Consider the following 18,887-nt stretch of genomic DNA (forward strand, 5'->3'; position numbering starts at 1 on the left):
CGGGTCCGGGGCAATTCGGCACAGATCGGGGCGGCGTCCGCCGGTCGGTCGATGACGAGCAGAGCGGCGTGCAGATGGAACCCAGGCCCGACACCCACGGCAAACAGGCCGATGAGGAAGAGCTGCTCACCCCCTCCGAGGTGGCGGCCATGTTCCGGGTCAACCCCAAAACGGTCACCCGATGGGCCCGCTCGGGCAAGATCTCGGCGATTCGCACCCTCGGCGGCCATCGCCGGTTCCGGAAGAGCGAGATCACGCGCATCCTCGCCGAGGGCGGCGAGCCCACCGGCAACTGAGGCTTGATCGGGGTTCTCGCCCCTCGTAGTGGCCGGGGCCGGCGTCGATCCGGCGACCCCGCGCTTTTCAGGCGCGTGCTCTGCCAACTGAGCTACCCGGCCGCGGCGACGCCGCAACCGGCGGCGTCGCCAGCGGTCCTGACGGGATTTGAACCCGCGGCCTCCGCCTTGACAGGGCGGCGTGCACTCCAAACTGCACCACAGGACCAGGGTGGTGGCGGGCCCCTGCCGCCCGGTGCCCCCAGGGGAATTCGAATCCCCGTTACCGCCTTGAAAGGGCGGCGTCCTGGGCCACTAGACGATGGGGGCTCGACTCCTCGGGAAGCGTGCGAACTCTAGCAGCGGCCTCTGCGACACCGGCTGGGATCGCGGCGCGGCGGCGCATGCACCGACGGTCCCTACGTTCGGCTCCCGCGTGGCGGCTCGACGGGGAGTCCCGCCTCCTTCCACGCGCGGAAGCCGCCGACCAAGTCAGTGGCTCGGGCCAATCCGATGTCTTGCAGCGCGGCCGCGGCGAGACTCGACGAGTAGCCCTCGTTGCACACGAGGATGACGTGGTGGCCGTAGCCCGTGATCGCAGCCAACCGGTCGGGGCTCGCCGGGTCGAGGCGCCACTCGAGCACGGTGCGCTCGACGGCGACGGCGCCGGGAATCTCGCCCTCGGCCCTCCGGCTGGCCTCGGGCCGGATGTCGACGACCAGCGCGCCAGCCCCGACCGCGTGCCACGCTTCGGCAGGTCCGAGGCGGCGAAGCCGGGCCCGCGCCTCGCCCAAGACGGTCTCGGTCGAGCGGTCGTGAGACCGTGAGCGCGGGGCTCGGCCGCCCGTCGGCTCGCCGTCGGGGCCCTCGACCCAGCGCACGGACGCGAGCGGGGGCGAGTACACGTGGACGCTGGTGGCGGAGCGGTGCCCGAGGTTGGCGAGGGCGTGCCGCCGGTCGGCCGCCACGGCGTGGGGGCGGTCTCCGGCCGTGATCGCTCGCGAGACCGGACGCCCCGACGCGGAGGGCCAACGAGTCTCGACCAGCTCCCCGTCGGTCACGGCAAGGGCACCGGCCGAGACGCCGTGGTCGTGGGCGGGGATCGCCTGACCTGGAGTCCAGCCGATGACCCAGGCGTCGTAGCGCGCCGTGGCGACGACCTGTTCGTACCAGCGGCGGTGCGGATCGTGTCGAACCCGAGCCTCCGAGCGCTCGAAGGCCGCAGCCACCTCGGTGGCGAGGGCACGCAGGTCCTTCGGCGCGTCGCGCCGCCGGCCGCTCATGCCGGGACGGGAGCCTCGGGCGGCGAGGGACGGACGGCGCGGTGCCGGCGCCCGCGCCAGCCAGCCGACCCAAGACCGTCCTGGACCACCACGTTCGGGAGCGAAGGGGACGAGCCGCCGTCGGAGCGCGGAGGCGCGGCACGGCGATCCGGGGGGCTGGGCACGGCGCGTTTTGGCAGTCCCCGGCGTCGCCGTCGCTTGCGTGGTGTCGGTGCCCCCACGGACCGTCGGCACGGGACGGTCGGCACGGTCCCGGACGGTAGCCGAAACCCGATCGGCTCGATCACGTTTCGGCCGCCCGGGGCGCCGCGGCGGGCGAGGGAGGCCCGACCGGAGCGTCGTCCGGGCCACGCCTGGAGCGGGTCAGTACGCTGACCGCCAACGAGCGGAGCGGGCTTCGGACCCCGCCTCGAGCGTCGTCAGGTCCAGCGGGTCGCTAGCTCAACTGGCAGAGCAACGGGCTTTTAACCCGGTGGTTCAGGGTTCGAGACCCTGGCGGCCCACCCGGCCTGGCGCGAGCGCGCCACGAGCCGCCCCGGTCCGCCTGCGGGTCAGCCGGCTGAGCCGAGGCCGGTCGGACAGCTGACCCCGGTTCCGCCGATTCCGCAGTATCCGAGCGGGTTCTTGGCCAGGTACTGCTGGTGGTAGTCCTCGGCGTAGAAGAACTCGCTCGCCGCCGCGATCTCCGTGGTGATCGTGCCGTGCCCAGCCTCGCGCAGCGCGGCCTGGTAGCGGTCCCGCGACGCCTCCGCGGCGCCGCGCTGCGCGTCGTCCTCGTAGTAGATCGCGGAGCGGTACTGGGTGCCGACGTCGTTGCCCTGGCGCATCCCCTGGGTCGGATCGTGGTGCTCCCAGAACGTGCGCAGCACCTCGTCGTACGGGCGCTCGGCCGGGTCGAACACGACGAGGACCGCCTCGGCGTGGCCCGTGCGGCCGGAGCACACCTCCTCGTACGTCGGGTTCGGTGTGAACCCACCGGTGTATCCGACCGCGGTCGTGTATACGCCGGGAAGGGTCCAGAAGTCGCGCTCCGCGCCCCAGAAGCAGCCCATCGCGAACACGGCCCGGACCGTGCCCGCGGGGAACGGCGGCCGGAGCGGGGTTCCCAGCACGAAGTGACGCTCGGGGACCACCATCGGCTCGTTGCGCCCCGGCAGAGCCTGGTCCGGGGTCACCAGTCGGCTCTGAGCTCGGAAGATCATCGCTACCTCCGTCCTCGCTGATCACCCGACGTTACGGCCGACCGCACGCGTTTTCCCGTCCGCGTCGCCCGGCGTTCACGTTCCCGTAGCAGCGAGGCAACCCGAGGGGGGCACACTCGGAGGACCAGCGCGGCGCCCGCGGCGCGGTCGGCTGACTCCCCCGAACCGACCGCCCGGGCGTCGCCTCGGTCAACGGGGCAGGAGCGGGTCGGTCGCCGACCCGAGCCGCTCGGCGAGGCCGGCGGGGCCCACGACGACGTCGAGGCCGCCGCCGGCCAGCCACTGCCGGTTGGCCGTGTGCAGCGACACGTCGGGTTCGAACCGGTTCAGGACCACGACGACCCGGGTGAGGCCGAGGAACGGCGCCGCCGCGAGCCGGACCGCGTTGATGGCGCCGAGCCCGGACTCCGCGACGAGCGCGACGACGTCGGGACGCAGGAGCCGCACCAGGTCGACGGTGTCACCGTCGGCGGCGAGGGGGCTGCGGGGCCCGCCGACCCCCTCGACGAGGCCGACGTCGACCGCGGCCGGCCAGGAGACCTCGGCGACGAGGTCGGCGAGGGCGATCGGCGGTCGTCCCAGCGCGGCGGCGGCCATCGGCGGCGCCAGCGCCAGCTCGTACCAGCGCTGCGACGCGCAGACCTGGTCCGGGTACTCCCCGGTGGCGTCGGCGAGGAGGTCGGCGTCGGTCGGGCCGGCGTCCGGTTCGAAGGACTGCACGGGCTTCCGGGCTGCGACTCGCTGCCCGAGGGTGCGGAGGCGAGCGAGCACCCGGGCGCCGACCCAGGTCTTGCCGACCGAGGTGCCGGTGCCGGTGACGACGACGAGCTGGGTCGGCCGCGTCACAGCACGGCGAGCGCGTCGACGAGCGCGTCGACGTGCGCCGGGGCGTGCGCGGCGGACAGGGTGACCCGCAGGCGCGAGCTGCCCGGCGGCACCGTCGGGGGACGGATGGCGGGGACGAGCAGGCCGCGCTCGAGCAACGTCGCCGCCGCGGCCAGGGTCCGTTCCTCGCTGCCGAGGATCACGGGGACGATCGGTGAGGGGTGGCCCGGCCGGACCCGATCGACGTGGGCGCGCAACGCCTGACGGAGGGCGGCGCCCTCGGCGGACCGCACCACGCCGAGGGCCGCGAGCGACGCGGCGGCGTCGGCGGGCGTGGACGCCGTCGTGAACACGTACGACCGGGCCCGGTTCACGATGAGCTCGGTGAGCGCCACCGGCCCGGCGACGAACCCGCCGAGGCTGCCCAGCGTCTTCGACAGCGTGCCGACCCGGAGAGCGTCGACGCCGACGAGGTCGGGCTCCGGACCGAGGACCGCGTGGGCCTCGTCGAGGACCAGCAGCGCCCCGGACCGTCGGCAGGCGTCCTCCAGCTCGGTGACGGGCGCCACGTCGCCGTCCATCGAGAAGACCGTGTCGCTCACGACCACCGCCCGCCGACCCTCGGCGCGTGCAAGCAGCCACCGGAGCTGGTCGACGTCGCCGTGGCGGTAGACCGCCACCTTGGCGCGGCTGAGCCGACAGCCGTCCACGATCGACGCGTGGTTGAGCTCGTCGCTGCAGAGCAGCGTGCCCGAGCCCGCCACGGTCGTCAGCACGCCCAGGTTGGCAGCGAAGCCGGTCGGGAACAGGACCGCCCGGGCCGCGTGCTTCCAGTCGGCGATCGCCGCTTCGAGCTCGGTGTGGATCGGGCGCGACCCAACGATGAGGCGTGCCGAGCCGGCTCCGGTGCCCCACCGATCGATCGCCGTGTGCGCCGCCGCGACCACCGCCGGGTGCTGCGTCAGCCCGAGATAGTCGTTGGAGGCGAACGACACGACGGGTCGTCCGTCGCCGGCGAGCTTGCCTTCCGGACCGGTCGCGTCGAGGTCACGCGGCGCGCGCCACCGTCCCGCGGCGCGGACCGTCGCCCCCTCACGTGCGGCCCAGCTCTCCCAGCTCAACGGCACACCCGCGCGATGGATTGCTCCAAGGTCGCGACGAGACGGTCGAGCTCGGGCGTCGTGACGGTGAGCGGGGGCATGAGCACGACGACGTCGCCGAGCGGCCGCAGCAGGACGCCGTGCTCCACCGCGTCGGCGCACACCCGACGGCCCCAGCGCAGCCCGTCGGTGGGCGGCGCCAGCTCGACGCCGCCCATCAGGCCGCACAGCCGCACCTCGCCGACGGCCGGCAGAGGCTCGATGCGCGCCACGAGGCGCCCGCGCAGCTCGGCGGAGCGCGCCCGCACGCGGGCCAGGAGCTCGTCGTCGAGGAGCTCGAGGTGCCGCAGCGCCACCGCGCACGCCAGCGCGTTCCCGCCGTACGAGTGGCCGTGGTAGAGGGTCCGCCCCGACAGGTCCGGACCGAGGAAGGCGTCGAAGACGCGCCCGCTCGCAACCGTGGCCGACTGGGGGAGATACCCGCCGGTGAGGCCCTTGCCGAGCGCGAGGAGGTCAGGCCGCAGCTCGCACTGCTCGCTCGCGAACAGCGTGCCGGTACGGCCGAAGCCGGTGGCCACCTCGTCGCAGATCAGCAGCACGTCGTAGTCCGCGCAGGCGCGAGCCAGCGGCGCGAACGCCGCGGGTGCCGCGACCCGCATCCCGGCCGCCCCCTGCACGAGGGGCTCCACGATGACGGCGGCCAGCTCCTCGGCGTGGAGCGCGATGAGGCGCGCCGCGACCTCGAAGCAGCCGGGATCATCGAAGCCGGGCGCTCGCAGGACAGGGAACCGCAGCGGATCGAACCGCGCCGACCCGAACGCCTGGTCCCCGACCGAGAGTGCCCCGATGGTGTCGCCGTGATAGGCGCCGCCGAAGGCGAGAAAACCGGTGCGGCCGTCGACGCCGCAGTTCGACCAGTACTGGAACGCGATCTTCAGTGCCTGCTCGACTGCGCTGGCACCGTCCGACGCAAACAGGAAGTGTGGGTCGTCCACCGGGACGCGAGGCGCGAGTGCCTCGGCCAGCTCGACGACCACCGTGTTGCCGTTGCCGAGCATGGTGGAGTGCGCGCCGCGATCGAGCTGGTCACGGACGGCGTCATCGAGGGCCGGGACGCGATGCCCCATCGTGTTGACCCACAGCGACGAGATGGCGTCGAGGTAGCGACGTCCGTCGACGTCGATGACCTCGTGTCCCTCGGCGCCGGCGACGATCACCGGCGAGTCCTCGCTGTAGCAGGACATCTGCGTGAAGCCATGCCACACGACGGCAGCGTCGCGTTTCGTCCAGCTTCCCACTCGGCTCTCGTCGCGCACCGTGCCATGATGCCCCCAGCATGAGCCTGCGGGACAAGGCGGCGATCGTGGGCATCGGCGCGACGCCGTACTACAAGCGCGGGCAGTCGCTACCCCAGACGTTGCTCGAGCTGGCCGGGAAGGCGACCCTCGCGGCCCTCGACGACGCTGGTCTCACCGTCGCCGATGTCGACGGGCTCGCGCTGTACAGCGTCGGCCTGGGCGGCGACACGTCCTTGTTCGCGCAGACGCTCGGCATCCCCGAGGTCCGTTTCACCGCCATGCTCACCGGGGGAGGAGGGGGCGCCGCCGGCTCCATCGGGCTCGCCGCGGCCGCGATCGACGCCGGCATGGCCACCTGCACGGTGAGCCTCATGACGCTCCAGCAGGCGGCGAGCCGGTTCGGCGCCTCGTACGCCCCGCGGGGCCGCCCGGGCGCCCAGTACTCGGCGCCGCCGTCGCCGGAGGGCAACTTCATCCAGCCGGCGGGCCTCATGGCCCCCGGCCAGATGTTCGCCGTCTTGGCCCGGCGCCACATGCACGCCTACGGCACCCAGCGCCGGCACTTCGCCGAGGTGGCGATCTCGACCCGCGAGAACGCTCGCCGACGGGACACCGCGCTGATGCGCGAGCCGCTGACGCTCGAGGATTACTTCGCGGCTCGCCTCGTCGCCGAGCCGCTCTGCCTCTACGACTTCTGCCTCGAGTGTGACGGCGCGGTCGCGGTCGTCACGGTCGGCGCCGAGCGGGCGAAGGACCTCCGGCAGCCGCCGGTAATGGTCACGGCGTCCGCGCACGGGGGCCACGGCCGCTGGGGCCAGGCCATCACCTGGATGAACATGCCGGACGAGATGTTCGCCTCGTCCGGGCACCGGCCGGTCGCGCGGCGCCTCTACGAGATGGCCGGGCTCGGTCCCGAGGACGTGGACGTGGCCCTGCTCTACGACCACTTCTCACCCATGGTGCTGCTGCAGCTCGAGGACTATGGCTTCTGCGGCATCGGGGAGAGCGGCCCGTTCGTTGCCGACGGCAACATCCGGTGGCCGACGGGATCGCTGCCCGTCAACACCCACGGCGGCAACCTGTCCGAGGCGTACATCATCGGCATGACGCACGTGAAGGAGGCGGTCGAGCAGCTGCGTGGACAGGCGGTCAACCAGGTCGACGACGCGCAGGTCGCGCTCGTGACCGGAGGCCCGGCGTCGCTGCCGACCTCCTCGCTGCTGCTGCGGGCACCGTGAGCACGCGTGCGGAGGACCGGGTGCCGCTGCGGCTCCCGGCCGCCGACCTCATCCACCTCAGCCCCGACACCTGGACGGCGCCGTTCTGGGAGGCGGCGGCTCAACACCGCCTCGTGGTGCCGCGCTGCACGACCTGTGGCACCTTCCGGTTCCCGCCCAGCCCGTTCTGCTGGCGCTGCCAGAGCCAGGCGGTGGAGTTCGTCGAGCGCCCCGGCGTCGGGAGCGTGTACAGCTACACGGTGGTCTGGCACCCGGTCCTGCCCGACCTCGCCGACTCCGTGCCGTACGCCCCGGCGGTGGTCGAGCTGCCGGACACCGACCACGTCCGGGTTGTGGGCGCCGTCACCGACGCCACGGTCGACGCCGTGCGCGTCGGCCTGCCGGTCGAGCTCGTCTGGCGTGATGTCCGGGAGGGCGAGAGCGTGCCGACCTGGCGGCCGGCCTGACCGGTCGTGGGCGGCCCGCCGGCGCCGGCCCTGGGCTACCGTCCGCGCCCGTGCCCGTCTCGACGCCCAGCTCCGCCTCGAGGCGGTGATGCGCGCCGCGGAACCGCTTGAGGGCCAACACATTCTGGTGACCGGCCCGACGAGCCAGGTCGGCCTGCCGGTGACGCTCGGGCTCGCGGCCGCGAACGAGGTGTGGGGGATCGCCCGGTTCTCCGACGCCCCGGCCCGAGAGCAGCTGCACGCGGCCGGCGTGACGTGCGTCCCGACCGACCTCAGCACGAGCGACTTCTCACACCTGCCCGACTCGTTCGACTACGTGCTGAACTTCGCGGTGGCGAAGGGCGGGGACGCGGACTGGGACCACGACATCGCCGCGAACGCCGAGTCGGTCGGGCTGCTGATGGGCCACTGCCGGGGCGCGAAGGCGTTCCTTCACTGCTCGTCGACCGCGGTGTACCAGCACCAAGGACCCGACCACGAACTCCGGGAATCGGATCCGCTCGGTGACAACCACCGCGTGCTGTTCCCGACCTACAGCCTGGCCAAGATCGCCGCCGAGGCCGTGGCGCGCGCCGGCGCGCGGGAGCACGGGGTGCCGACGACAATCGCCCGGCTCAACGTCCCGTACGGAGACAACGGCGGTTGGCCGGCGTGGCACGTGCTCATCTTGCGCTCCGACAACCCGGTGCCGCTGCACCCACAGCGACCGAACCGCTTCAATCCCATCCACGAGGATGACATCCTCGCCACGATCCCGGCCCTGCTCGCCGCGGCCCGCGTGCCGGCCACGATCGTCAACTGGGGGGGCGCGCCCTCGTCCATCGAGGAGTGGTGCGGGTACCTCGCCGAGCTCACCGGCCTCGCCCTCCGCTTCGAGGAGACGCCGAGCACGCTCGGCGCAGTGACCATCGACCGCACCCGGCTGCTGGGCCTCGCCCCGCCACCGACGGTTGACCTCCGCGAGGGGCTGCGACAGATGGTGGCAGCGCGCTTTCCCGACCTGGCCGCGTAGCGGGTGGTCCCGACGACCGTCATCGACGTCGATGGGCACGTCTTCGAGCCCGACGACCTGTGGGAGCGGTATCTGCCGCCGGCGTTCCACGACCGCCGTCCCCGCCTCGTGCGCGACGAGCGAGGCACGACCCGGTACCAGATCGAGGGCAACCAGATCCCGCCCGGGACCGGGCCTGGCGCCTGGGTGCCGGAGGGGATCCGCGAGGCCTCGGTCCACCGGGAGGGCGCCGTCGACCCCGCGCTGCGGCTGTCCGACATGGACGCCGAGGGCATCGACATCGCCATCCTCTATGGGACCGCCAGCCTCGGCTTCTGGGGGATCAGCGACCCGGAGCTCGCGCACGCCTGCTGCCGCGCCTACGACGACTGGCTCGCCGAGTACTGCGCCGCCGACCCGGCGCGGCTCAAGGGCACACCCACGCTGCCGCTCGGGTCCCTCCCTCGGGCGCTCGACGAGGCCCGCCGGGCAGTGAGCGACCTCGGCTTCGTGTCGATCACCATCCCGTGCTGCGTCGGTTCCTTCAACCTCGACCATCCCGCGCTCGACCCGCTGTGGGGTCTCGCCGAGGAACTCGACGTCCCGGTCGGCGTGCACGCAGGCGGTCCTCGCTTCGCGTACAAGCGCTTCGTCGACTCCTACGCCACCCTGCACGCGCTCGAGTTCCCGTTCGACATCATGTTCGCCGCCGCCACCCTCGTGTGCGGCGGGGTGCTGGAGCGGTTCCCGCGCCTGCGCCTCCTGCTCCTCGAGGCCGGCGCCGCGTGGGGTCCCTACCTGTTCGAGCGTCTCGACGAGCATTACGAGAAGCGACCCGGCGAGATGCCGCGGATCACGAAACCGCCGAGCGAGTACCTCGTCGACGGCCGGCTCGTGATCTCCTGCGAGGCCGAGCGGCACCTCGGCCACGCGCTCGCCGGGCTCGGTACGCACGCAGTGGTCTTCGCCTCCGACTATCCGCACTGGGACGCCGAGTTCCCGAACTCCGTGCGGGCAATCGCCGGGCACGCCGACCTCGACGAGCAGGAGAAGGCGGCCGTGCTCGGCAGGAACGCCGCCCGCGTCTACGGCTGGAGCGTGCCGTGAGCAGTGTCGTGCTCGTCGACGTCGCGGAACGTGTCGCCACGATCACCTTGAACCGCCCCGACGTCCGCAACGCGATCAACGGGGAGTTGGGCGTGGCGTTGGCGCGTGCTGTCGGCGACGCCGAGGAGCGGGACGACGTCGACGCGCTCATCCTCACGGGTGCAGACCCCGCCTTCTGCGCCGGCGCCGACCTGCGAGAGGTCAGCGGCGGTGGCACCCCGAGACCCGCCGAGGGCGACGACCGATACCTCCGTGACGAGGTCGGGAGGTTCTCCTTCCGGGGCCCGTTCCCGCCTCGCACGAAGCTGCTCGTCGGGGCGATCAACGGGCCCGCCATCACCGGCGGCTTCGAGCTGGCGCTGAACTGTGACCTGCTCGTCGCCTCGGAGCGAGCCCGCTTCGCCGACACCCACGCGCGGGTCGGCGTCATGCCGGGATGGGGGCTCACCGTCTTGCTCGCGGAGGCGGTGGGTCTGCGCCGCGCCCGGGAGCTCAGCGCCACCGGCAACTTCCTGTCCGCTCAGGACGCGCTGACGTGGGGGCTGGTGAACCACGTCGTGGGGCACGAGGAGCTGCTCCCCTTCGCCCGCGAGCTCGCCCTCACTGCCGTCCACAACGATCAGGCCGCGGTCCGTCGGATGCTGCGCACCTACGAGGAGGTCGCGGCCACGATCTACGACCCCGCGTGGGCGGTGGAGGACCGCGTCAACCGCGACTGGTGGCTGCGGACGTTCGACGCCGCCGAGCTCGGACGTCGTCGCGCCGACGTCGTCGCCCGCGGCCAGGCGCAGGTCGCCGACCGGTGACGGGAACCCGGACCGCCGCTCCCTCGCTTGCCGGTCGTCGCCCGGCGCTCCTCGTCCCGGTCGTGTCGAGGCTCGTGCCGATGACGAACGCACTGCCCCCCCACAATCGCTCGGCGGGGCCGCAGCCGTGACCGCGCCCGCCGCCGGGCGCTTCGTCGGGCAGGCGGTGCGCCGTCGTGAGGACCCGCGCCTGCTGACCGGCCACGGGACCTTCGTCGACGACGTCGTCCTCCCCGGCATGCTCCACGCCGCGTTCGTCCGCAGCGACCTCCCCCGGGCCCGAATCACGGGCGTCGACGGCCGCGCGGCCCGCGCCTTCCCCGGCGTGCACGCGGTCCTCACGGGCGCGGATCTCAACCCTGGCGTCGGCTCGATGCAGCCGACGATGTTCCAGGGCGACCCCCCGCCTTCTCCCTGCGCGCCGCTGCGCCCACTCGCCGAGGACGACGTGCGGTTCGTCGGCGACCCCGTGGCGATCGTGGTCGCCGACAGCCGCTACCTCGCCGAGGACGCGTGCGAGCTCGTGGCCGTCGACTACGAGCCCCTCCCACCCGTCGTGGACGCCGAGGGCGCGGCCACCTCGCCCGAGCTCGTGCACGCGGAGCTCGGCTCGAACGTCGCGCTGCGGGTCGCGTCGCCGCCCGATCCCGAGCTCGACTCCACGTTCGAGACCGCGCCGCACGTCGTGACAGAGACGCTCGTCCAGCATCGCCACACCAACGTGCCCATGGAGACTCGCGGCGTCGTCGCCGGGTACACGCCGGCGACCGGCGAGCTCGACGTCTGGATCTCGACCCAGAACCCGCACGAGGTCCGCCAGACGTGCGCTCGAGCGCTCGGCATCCCCGAGCACCTGGTACGGGTCCGGATGGGCGACGTCGGCGGCGGGTTCGGGCAGAAGTACTTCACACCCCGCGACGAGCTGGCCGTCGTCGCCGCGGCCCGTCACCTGGGGCGAACCATCAAATGGATCGAGGACCGCCGCGAGAACCTCCTCGCGGCCAACCACGCGCGCGCCGACCGGGTCACCGTCCGCATGGCCTTCGACGACGAGGGCCGCATCCTCGCCGTGCACCTCGACCATCTCGAGGACTGCGGGGCCTATCCGGTCGGCGGCACCGGTGGCACGGGCCCGTTCATGGCCATGCTGTTCCCGGGTCCGTACCGGATCCCGCGGCTTGGCTACACGAGCACGGCGGTGTGGACGAACACCTGCGGCCGGGGCGCGTATCGAGGCCCCTGGATGCTCGAGACCGTCGCCCGCGAGGAGATGATCGACCTCGCGGCGCGTGCGATCGGCGTCGATCCGCTCGAGCTCCGCCGACGCAACTGCCTGCGGGCCGACGAGCTGCCGGTCACCACCGTCGGGGGCCTGGTCCTCGACCACGTGACCCCGAGCGAGACGTTGGAGCAGGCGGCCGACCTGATCGGCTACGACGAGTTCCGGGCCGAGCAGGCGCGGGCCGCGTTGGAGGGCCGCCTGCTCGGCGTGGGATTCGGGCTCTACGTCGAGCCGACGAGCGTGGCCTCGGGGAGCCTCGGGACCGAGACCGCCACGGTGCGCGTGCAGCCCAGCGGGACGGTGACCGTCCACCTCGGGACGGGATCCCACGGGCAGAGCGTGGAGACGACGATGGCGCAGGTCGTGGCCGAGTATCTCGGCGTGGAGCTCGAGGCGGTCACCGTCGTCCAGGGCGACACCGCCAGCAGCCCGTTCGGTGGTGGGACCGGCGGGAGCCGGACCGCGGTCGTGGCCGGCGGCGCGGCGCGCGACGCCGCGCTCGTGGTGCGGGAGAAGGCACTGCAGATCGCCGCCCATCTGCTCGAGGCCGCGCCGGAGGACCTCGAAGTCCAAGCGGGGAGCGTCACGGTGCGCGGCACGCCGACCCGCGGCGTTGCGCTCGCCGAGATCGCCCGGGTGGCGATGAACTCGCCGCTCGAGCTGCCGCCGGGGATGACGCCGGGGCTCGAGGCCACCGCGAGCTACCAGGCGCCGCCGATCACGTGGTCGAACGCGTGCCACGCCTGCACGGTCGAGGTTGACCCAGCGGCGGCCACGGTCGAGGTCCAGCGCTACGTGGTCAGCGAGGACTGCGGGGTGATGATCAACCCGATGGTCGTCGAGGGCCAGATCGCCGGCGGTGTCGTGCAGGGGCTCGGCGGGGTGCTGTACGAGCACTTCGTGTACGACGACGACGGGAATCCACTGACGACGACCTTCCTCGACTACCTCGTGCCGACGTCGACCGAGGTGCCGATGATCGAGTACGGGCACATCGAGACGCGGTCACCGACGCCTGGGGGCCACAAGGGCATGGGCGAGGGCGGGGCCATCGGCTCGCCGCCGTGCGTGTTCAACGCCGTCGCCGACGCGCTGGCCGTGCGCGGCAAGCGCATCACCGACCAGCCGCTCACCCCGAGCCGTATCCTCGACGCGTTGACGGGCTGATCGGCGCCCGACGGTCAGGGCCGGCCGTCGGCGTTCCGGACCCGGTAGACGCAGCGGGCGTCACCGGCCATCAGGTGCTGGGTCCGCTCGACCACGACGTCCGGCCCGAGCACGGCGCGGAACAGGTCGAGTTCGCCCCGGCACAGCCCGGAGCATGCGGCCGCGGCGCTGCAGACCGGACAGTGGTGTTCCACCAGCAGGAGGTCGGCCCCATCGCGTCGGGTCTCGGCCATGTAGCCCTCGGCCGTGCGCTGTCGCGTCAGGGCCGCCACCCGCTGGCGCAGCGGCGCCGCCGCCGGCGAGGGCACGACGCCTCGGTAGGCCGCGAGCTGACGCGCCGAGCGCGCCGCGACGACGGCGTCCAGGCCGTCGTCGCCGACCGCCTCTCTGATGGCGGCCAGCAGCTCGACGGTCAGGTCTCCATGCCGGTCGGGGAACAGCTCCGCGGCGAGGGGGGTGAGCGCCCACTCGATGGCGGGTCGACCCCGTCCGCCGCTCGCTCGCCCTCGCCGCTCCGCGAGGCCGTGGGCGGCCAGGCCCTCGAGGTGCTGGCGCACCGCGGCCTCGGTGAGCCCGAGGCCGCCCGCCAGCTCCGGGACGGTGGCGGTGTTCACGCGCTTCAGGCGCTCCAGCACCCGGCGCTTGGCGTCGGTGAGACCGGCGGGCACCCGACGACCCTAGCGACTTTCGCAAGTGAGGTCTTGACGAACACGGGGGGCTGGACGACTATGACAAGCGATGCCTTCCGAAAATGGATCCCGGGTGCTCGCCGGATCGGCGGCCGCCCTGCGGGCGGAGGGCCGCCTGCTCACGAAGCTGGGCCGCCTGCCGGTCGTCGTGGTCTGGCACGAGGGGCGGGCGTTCGCCCTCGAGGACCGCTGTCCACACATGGGCTTCCCGCTCCACCGCGGCACCTGCGAGGCCGGGCTCCTGACCTGTCACTGGCACCACGCCCGCTTCGACTTGGCGTCCGGGAGCACCCTCGACCGGTGGGCTGACGACGCCCGCGCCTTCGACGTCGAGGTCCGCGACGACGAGGTCTGGGTCTCGTCGAGGTCGAACCCCGAAGACGTGGAGCACCTCCAGCGCCGGCTCCGCGAGGGGCTCGAGGACGGTCTCACCCTCGTCATCGCGAAGGCCGTGCTCGGCCTCGTCGACGCTGGCGTCGAGCCGGCGGCCCTCGTGCGCACCGGTCTCGAGTTCGGGGCCCGGAACCGGGCTGCCGGGTGGGGCGCCGGCCTCACGGTCCTCGTCGCGATGGCCAACGTCCTCGACCACCTTGACCCCGACGACCGGGCGGCCGCGCTCATTCACGCGCTGGTCTTCGTGTCGACCGACACGCGCGGCCACCCACCCCGCTTCGACGTCCCTCCCCTCGCCACGGAGGCGCTGACCGCGCCGCGGCTCGCCGAGTGGTATCGGCGATTCGTGGACACGCGGTCCGCCGGCGCCGCCGAGCGAGTCCTCGTCACCGCGCTCGCCGACGCCATGCCCGCCGAGGACGCCGAGTCGATGCTCTTCGCGGCGGTGACCGACCACATCTTCGTCGACGGCGGCCACACCCTCGACTTCACGAACAAGGCGCTCGAGGCGGTCGCGGCGCTGGGACCGGAGACGCGCCCGCTCGTCCTGCCCACCCTCGTCGCGCAGACCGCGGCCGCGAGCCGAAGCGAGGAGGGCGGCGAGTGGAGGCACCCCGCGGACCTCGTCGCGCTCGTTCGAACCGCCACCGCCGCGCTGCCGGGCGCGATCGCCGCCGGTCGGGGCCGGCGGGGAAGCTTCGAGGACGTCGCTGGCCTCGGCCGGGCGCTCCTCGGCGAGGAGCCGGAGCGGATCGTCGACGCGATCCTCGACGCGGTCCGGGCCGGGGCCACCGAGGAGCAGCTCGGGCGGGCCGTGGCGCTGGCGGCCGCGCTTCGGGTTCTGCGCTTCCACACCCAGAACGACTTCGGGGACTGGGACACCGTCCACCACACCTTCACGGCCGCGAACGCCCTGCACCAGGCCCTGGTCCGGGCCCCGACCGTCGAGCTCCTCCGCGGCGTCCTCCACGGGGCCCTCCGCGTGTACCTCGACCGGTTCCTCAACGTTCCGCCCGCCCGCCTTCCGACCGCGAAAACCGGATCGCTCGACGCCGTGGTGGCCTGCTTCGACGTGCAGGGCAACGTCGACGTCGCCGGGAGCGAGGCCTACGGCTACCTGCGCGGCGGAGGGTCGCGAGCCGCCCTCGCCGCCTCGCTCGGACGCCGCCTGCTGGACGAGGACGTCGGGTTCCACACCTACCAGCACTTCGAGGCGTGCCTCCGGCAGGCGTGGGCCTGGCCCGAGGGGTCCGAGGAGGCGGCGCTCATCTTGACCGGGGGGACCCGCTATCTGGCCGCCCACGCGCCGACCCGCCGGGAGCTGCCGACCGTGATCACGATCGCGTCGCGCCTGCGCCGGGGCGAGCACCTCTTCGAGGAGGCGGCCGCTCCGTGAGCGAGGCGGCCAGCTCGCGGCGCATGACGGCGACGTAGCGGGGATCGATCTCGCCGAGCACGAACCGGCGCCCGAGGCCGGCCGCGGCCACCCCGACGGTGCCCACTCCGGCGAACGGGTCGAGCACGACATCGTCCTCGAAGGACCAGTAGCGAATCACGCGTTCGGCGAGGGCAACCGGGAAGACCGCCGGGTGCTCGGCGCGGCTGCTGGGCGGGATCCGCCACACGTTCGTGCGCTCGTAATCGTCGCCGATGCGGGACCGGTCGACCGCCGGCGGATCGTGGTGCGCGCGGATGTTCCAGTCGATGAGACGATCCGTCCTCGCCCGGTAGACGAGCACGTACTCAGTGACCGGCACCGCCTTGTACTGCAGCGGGCGCCGGTCGGCGGCGAAGCGCCGGCCCCGCCCCGTGGCCCATCCCGCTCCCTCGGGCTTCTCCCAGACGATGTCGTCCACGAAGTCGAACTCCTCGTCGACGAGGATGCGGTGGAGGTCGAACGGCACCGCAAGTCGGCGCGACGACTCGGACCGACGGGCTCGGCGGAGCAGCACGGGCGCCGTGTTCAGGACGAGGAAGCGCCCCTCGGCGAGCACGCGTCGGCACTGACGGAGCACCCGTCGCAGCTTGTCGAGGTACTCGTCGTAGTCGACGAAGTCTCCGGTGTCGGGTCGCGCGTTGAAGTAGGGCGGCGACGTGAACACGAGGTCGACCGCTCCCGTCGGCAGGGCCGCCAGCGTCGTCTCCGAGTCGCCCTCCAGCACGGCGTTGCCGAGCGGCGAGCGAGTGATCGCCCGAGCGCCGGCGCGTGGCCTTCCCGGCGCCTCGGCTCGCGCCAGGCGGGCGCGCACCGTGGCGGCGTCGCTCGAGCGCGCGGCGTCGATCGCCCCGGAGCGGGCGTCGAACACCAGCTCGCCGACGCGTGCCGACGACGCCGCCAGGAGGGGCACGCGCCACACGTGGTACCGGTCGTCGACCTCGGGGAGCCCGAACGTCAACGACCGCCGAAGCCCCCAGGTCCGCACCTGCGCGTCGGCGCGCCCCCGGGCCTCCTCGACGGTGCGGACGGCGTAAGCGCGTTCCTCGCTCACCAGCCGGGCCCGTCGCGCCACGGCTCGACGCTATCGGGGGGCGCTCGCGCGGCCGCGGTTCTCGTCCCTATGCGTCGGCCACGTCGGCGGCGCCCTGAGCCCGGAGGGCGGCCCGGATCGATTCGGCGTTGTTCTCGAGCTCGGCCGGGCTGACCGACCGGGCGGCGTTCGAGAGATGGAGGTCGGATTCGCCGCGGATGGGGATGAGGTGCAGGTGCGCGTGCGGCACCTCCATCCCGGCGATGAGCAGCCCGATTCGCGCCGGGCTGAACGCTGCCTGCTGAGCCCGGGCGATGACCTGCGCCACCGTCATGAGATGACGCGCCAGGTCCGGCTCGAGGTCGATCCAGTGGTCGACCTCGGCTCGGGGGATCACGAGGACGTGCCCCGGCCGCACCGGGTTGATCGAAAGGACGGCGACGCCGCGGTCGTCCCGCCACACGAAGACCCCCGGCAGCTCGCCGTCGATGATGCGGGTGAAGACGCTCGCCACGGGCGGATGGTAGGGGCTGAACTTCGCGGCCCCGGGAGCCGATACGGAGGGAGATGATCGGCCCTCTGTCCTCGGTCCGGCCCCGCGGCGCAGCTCGGGTCGAGCCTCCGGGCGTGTTCCGCCCGACCGCGGCCCGCCCGATCCCGTCGCTCCGGCCCGTCCCTGACTTCGTCGGGCTGCCCGACGGCGGGCGCTCCCTCCCGGTGGACACGAAGCTGGCGATCGCGGGCGGAAGTGCGATCGCCTGGTTCGTCGTGAGCGCCGTCATTGCCATCGCCACCAGCGCCGGGCTCGCCTCCATCCTCTCGTGGCCGTACGCCCTCGCGATGGCCGTCCTGACCGTGGGCATCCCCGCCGGCCTCGCCGCGTTCCGCGCCGTCTCGGCCCTCCTCGACAAGACCGTGCCGGTGCTGCGCGTCCGTCCGACGACGCCCGTCACCGTCGTGATGACGAGCGGCGACCCGGCCCTGGCCGCGTCGACCCTCGGGTTCCTCGCCGCCCAGGACTACGACGGGCCGAAGCGCGTCGTGGTCGTGGACTGCGGACGCGGCGACGTGGTCGCGCGAGAGTCCGCGCGGGCCGCGCTCGAGCTGGGCCTCGATCTCGAGGTGGAGGCCGAGCCCCCGGGGATGCTCGACGCTCGCAACGCGGCGTTGGAGCACGTCGGGACGCCCCTGGTGCTCGCGGTCGAGCCCGGGGCCTACCTGCACCCGTCGGCGCTGCGGCTGCTGGTGGCGAGACTCGAGTCGGAGCCCCCGATCACCGCTGCGGTTTCGGCGCACACGCTGGTGCGCAATCGGGACCCGGGGCGCGACGCCGAGGGTCTCGCGGCGGGTTGGTCGCTGGAGCTGGACGCCGCCCGCCGCTGCGAGGCGATGTTCGCCGGCCCGCTCGCTGTGGACGGAACGTGCACGCTCTTCCGAACCGACGCCCTCCGCGCCGTCAACGGCTGGCCCGGGGGTCGCGCGGGCGACGTCCTCCTGGCCTGGCGGTTCCTCGAGCGCGGCGGGCGCGTCGTCAACGAGCCCCTGGCCATCGCGTGTGCGACGACGATCGTCACGATGAGCACGCCGGCCCGCTTCCGGGCCGACGCGGCCCGCGCCGTTCGTCAGGCCGCGCGAGACGGCGGTGGTGTCCGTGGGTTGCCGGAGCGGTCCAGCCAGGTGATGGCCTGCCTCGACCGGGTCGCACCGGCCCTCGACCTCGCGTTCACGCTGGCGTGGGTGCAGGCCCTCGCCCTCGTGGCGCTCGGCCAGGTCACACTCGTCGTGGCCCACCTCGTGCTCGTGGTGCCGCTCGCCCTGGCCGGCTCGGCGCTCGAGCGCCGCCGTCACCGCGAGGTGCTCGACGAGGCCGGCCTCGCGCTCGTCGCCCCGCACGAGGTGCGGGGGGCGGCCCTCGTCGGCCTCCTGGCCGTGCAAGGCCCGGTGGCGACCTGGCAGCGGATCCGAGGCCTGGTCCGAGTCCCCTCGCTCGGCGGGAGGGGCGTCGGGGTCACGCCGCGGCGATGGCTCGGAGGTCCGGCCCGGCCGTACGCATGAACCGACGAGGCCGAGCGCCGGTCGGCCGTCCGTGTCGCCTCGGCGCTGCCGGCCCCGTCGGCGTGGGCCGGTGGGCACGGCCCGAAATGGACGTGGGGCGGGCTAGCGTGCGTGGGCGCGTGCCCCGATCGCTGCATCACGCCGCGCTCTGCGTGCGTGACCTCGACGCCAGCCTGCGCTTCTACCGCGACGGGCTCGGGCTCGAGGTCCTCAGGGACGAGCGTTTCGACGGCGACTGGCCCGCCCTCTTCAGTGCCCGCAC

General features: G+C 73.5%; 17 protein-coding genes and 4 tRNA genes. 10 read left to right on the forward strand and 11 right to left on the reverse strand.

The window, feature by feature from the left end; genetic code table 11:
• Window positions 1-74 precede the first annotated feature (74 nt).
• On the forward strand, window positions 75-296 hold the full coding sequence (locus tag VG869_13000; protein ID HEV3452106.1) for a BldC family transcriptional regulator: 222 nt from the start codon (window positions 75-77) through the stop codon (window positions 294-296).
• Between the two features lie 29 nt (window positions 297-325).
• On the opposite strand, the gene VG869_13005 is transcribed toward VG869_13000, so the two are convergent.
• The 4 genes from VG869_13005 to VG869_13020 form a co-directional block, all read right to left on the reverse strand.
• Window positions 326-398 (reverse strand) — tRNA-Phe (locus VG869_13005).
• Window positions 399-429: 31 nt separating this feature from the next.
• Window positions 430-504, reverse strand: a tRNA-Asp gene (locus VG869_13010).
• Between the two features lie 28 nt (window positions 505-532).
• Window positions 533-605, reverse strand: a tRNA-Glu gene (locus VG869_13015).
• 89 nt (window positions 606-694) lie between these two features.
• Window positions 695-1,558, reverse strand: coding sequence for a rhodanese-like domain-containing protein (locus VG869_13020; GenBank protein ID HEV3452107.1), 864 nt, complete (start codon window positions 1,556-1,558; stop codon window positions 695-697).
• A gap of 430 nt (window positions 1,559-1,988) precedes the next feature.
• Between VG869_13020 and VG869_13025 the strand changes: the two genes are divergently transcribed.
• Window positions 1,989-2,061, forward strand: a tRNA-Lys gene (locus tag VG869_13025).
• 48 nt (window positions 2,062-2,109) lie between these two features.
• Here the strand turns inward: VG869_13025 and msrA are convergent.
• From msrA to bioA, 4 genes are all read right to left on the reverse strand, one after another.
• Window positions 2,110-2,760, reverse strand: coding sequence for a peptide-methionine (S)-S-oxide reductase MsrA (gene msrA, locus VG869_13030; protein ID HEV3452108.1), 651 nt, complete (start codon window positions 2,758-2,760; stop codon window positions 2,110-2,112).
• Between the two features lie 189 nt (window positions 2,761-2,949).
• Entirely contained in the window at window positions 2,950-3,606 is a 657-nt protein-coding gene (locus tag VG869_13035; protein HEV3452109.1) for a dethiobiotin synthase, read from the reverse strand.
• Window positions 3,603-4,580 (reverse strand): 8-amino-7-oxononanoate synthase, encoded by a 978-nt coding sequence (locus VG869_13040; GenBank protein ID HEV3452110.1) that lies wholly within the window; start codon window positions 4,578-4,580, stop codon window positions 3,603-3,605. Before VG869_13040 ends, VG869_13035 begins: the two co-directional genes overlap by 4 nt.
• Window positions 4,581-4,702: 122 nt before the next feature.
• Window positions 4,703-5,950 (reverse strand): adenosylmethionine--8-amino-7-oxononanoate transaminase, encoded by a 1,248-nt coding sequence (gene bioA / locus VG869_13045; GenBank protein HEV3452111.1) that lies wholly within the window; start codon window positions 5,948-5,950, stop codon window positions 4,703-4,705.
• Between the two features lie 71 nt (window positions 5,951-6,021).
• Between bioA and VG869_13050 the strand changes: the two genes are divergently transcribed.
• The 6 genes from VG869_13050 to VG869_13075 all read left to right on the forward strand — a co-directional run bounded on the left by VG869_13050 (window position 6,022) and on the right by VG869_13075 (window position 13,020).
• Window positions 6,022-7,221, forward strand: coding sequence for a thiolase (locus VG869_13050; GenBank protein ID HEV3452112.1), 1,200 nt, complete (start codon window positions 6,022-6,024; stop codon window positions 7,219-7,221).
• The gene (locus tag VG869_13055; GenBank protein HEV3452113.1) at window positions 7,218-7,667 is read left to right on the forward strand and encodes an OB-fold domain-containing protein; all 450 of its coding nucleotides are present in this window, start codon (window positions 7,218-7,220) and stop codon (window positions 7,665-7,667) included. The genes VG869_13050 and VG869_13055 overlap by 4 nt, the downstream gene beginning before the upstream one ends.
• Before the next feature lie 88 nt (window positions 7,668-7,755).
• Window positions 7,756-8,679 (forward strand): NAD(P)-dependent oxidoreductase, encoded by a 924-nt coding sequence (locus tag VG869_13060; GenBank protein ID HEV3452114.1) that lies wholly within the window; start codon window positions 7,756-7,758, stop codon window positions 8,677-8,679.
• Between the two features lie 3 nt (window positions 8,680-8,682).
• A complete protein-coding gene (locus VG869_13065) occupies window positions 8,683-9,765 on the forward strand; it encodes an amidohydrolase family protein (GenBank protein ID HEV3452115.1) in 1,083 nt (360 codons plus the stop codon).
• Window positions 9,762-10,571, forward strand: a complete 810-nt coding sequence (locus tag VG869_13070; GenBank protein HEV3452116.1) for an enoyl-CoA hydratase — start codon at window positions 9,762-9,764, stop codon at window positions 10,569-10,571. The genes VG869_13065 and VG869_13070 overlap by 4 nt, the downstream gene beginning before the upstream one ends.
• 127 nt (window positions 10,572-10,698) lie before the next feature.
• Window positions 10,699-13,020, forward strand: a complete 2,322-nt coding sequence (locus VG869_13075) for a xanthine dehydrogenase family protein molybdopterin-binding subunit (GenBank protein HEV3452117.1) — start codon at window positions 10,699-10,701, stop codon at window positions 13,018-13,020.
• A 14-nt stretch (window positions 13,021-13,034) separates the two neighbouring features.
• Here the strand turns inward: VG869_13075 and VG869_13080 are convergent, their stop codons facing one another.
• Complete coding sequence (locus tag VG869_13080) at window positions 13,035-13,688, reverse strand: MarR family transcriptional regulator (protein HEV3452118.1); 654 nt, start codon at window positions 13,686-13,688, stop codon at window positions 13,035-13,037.
• A gap of 94 nt (window positions 13,689-13,782) precedes the next feature.
• Here VG869_13080 and VG869_13085 point away from each other — a divergent pair, with 94 nt between their 5' ends.
• Window positions 13,783-15,498: a Rieske (2Fe-2S) protein gene (locus VG869_13085; protein HEV3452119.1), complete on the forward strand. Its 1,716-nt coding sequence runs from the start codon at window positions 13,783-13,785 to the stop codon at window positions 15,496-15,498.
• On the opposite strand, the gene VG869_13090 is transcribed toward VG869_13085, so the two are convergent.
• Both VG869_13090 and VG869_13095 read right to left on the reverse strand, forming a co-directional pair.
• Complete coding sequence (locus VG869_13090; GenBank protein ID HEV3452120.1) at window positions 15,437-16,612, reverse strand: site-specific DNA-methyltransferase; 1,176 nt, start codon at window positions 16,610-16,612, stop codon at window positions 15,437-15,439. The two genes, VG869_13085 and VG869_13090, sit on opposite strands and share 62 nt — an antisense overlap.
• Window positions 16,613-16,658: 46 nt before the next feature.
• Window positions 16,659-17,084 carry an HIT family protein gene (locus tag VG869_13095; GenBank protein HEV3452121.1) on the reverse strand — a complete coding sequence of 142 codons (426 nt, stop codon included), beginning with the start codon at window positions 17,082-17,084 and terminating at the stop codon, window positions 16,659-16,661.
• Window positions 17,085-17,197: 113 nt separating this feature from the next.
• Here VG869_13095 and VG869_13100 point away from each other — a divergent pair, with 113 nt between their 5' ends.
• Window positions 17,198-18,625 carry a glycosyltransferase gene (locus VG869_13100; GenBank protein ID HEV3452122.1) on the forward strand — a complete coding sequence of 476 codons (1,428 nt, stop codon included), beginning with the start codon at window positions 17,198-17,200 and terminating at the stop codon, window positions 18,623-18,625.
• Window positions 18,626-18,887: the final 262 nt, after the last annotated feature.

It is taken from the genome of Acidimicrobiia bacterium (assembly GCA_035948415.1).
In the GTDB taxonomy this organism is placed as follows: Bacteria; Actinomycetota; Acidimicrobiia; order IMCC26256; family PALSA-555; genus PALSA-555.

Bases quoted from the DNA above. Each gene is read 5' to 3' on its own strand.
- VG869_13060 (HEV3452114.1), top strand. From the start codon at position 7,756: ATGCGCGCCGCGGAACCGCTTGAGGGCCAACACATTCTGGTGACCGGC.
- msrA (HEV3452108.1), bottom strand. From the start codon at position 2,760: ATGATCTTCCGAGCTCAGAGCCGACTGGTGACCCCGGACCAGGCTCTG.
- VG869_13020 (HEV3452107.1), bottom strand. From the start codon at position 1,558: ATGAGCGGCCGGCGGCGCGACGCGCCGAAGGACCTGCGTGCCCTCGCC.
- VG869_13050 (HEV3452112.1), top strand. From the start codon at position 6,022: ATGAGCCTGCGGGACAAGGCGGCGATCGTGGGCATCGGCGCGACGCCG.
- VG869_13000 (HEV3452106.1), top strand. From the start codon at position 75: ATGGAACCCAGGCCCGACACCCACGGCAAACAGGCCGATGAGGAAGAG.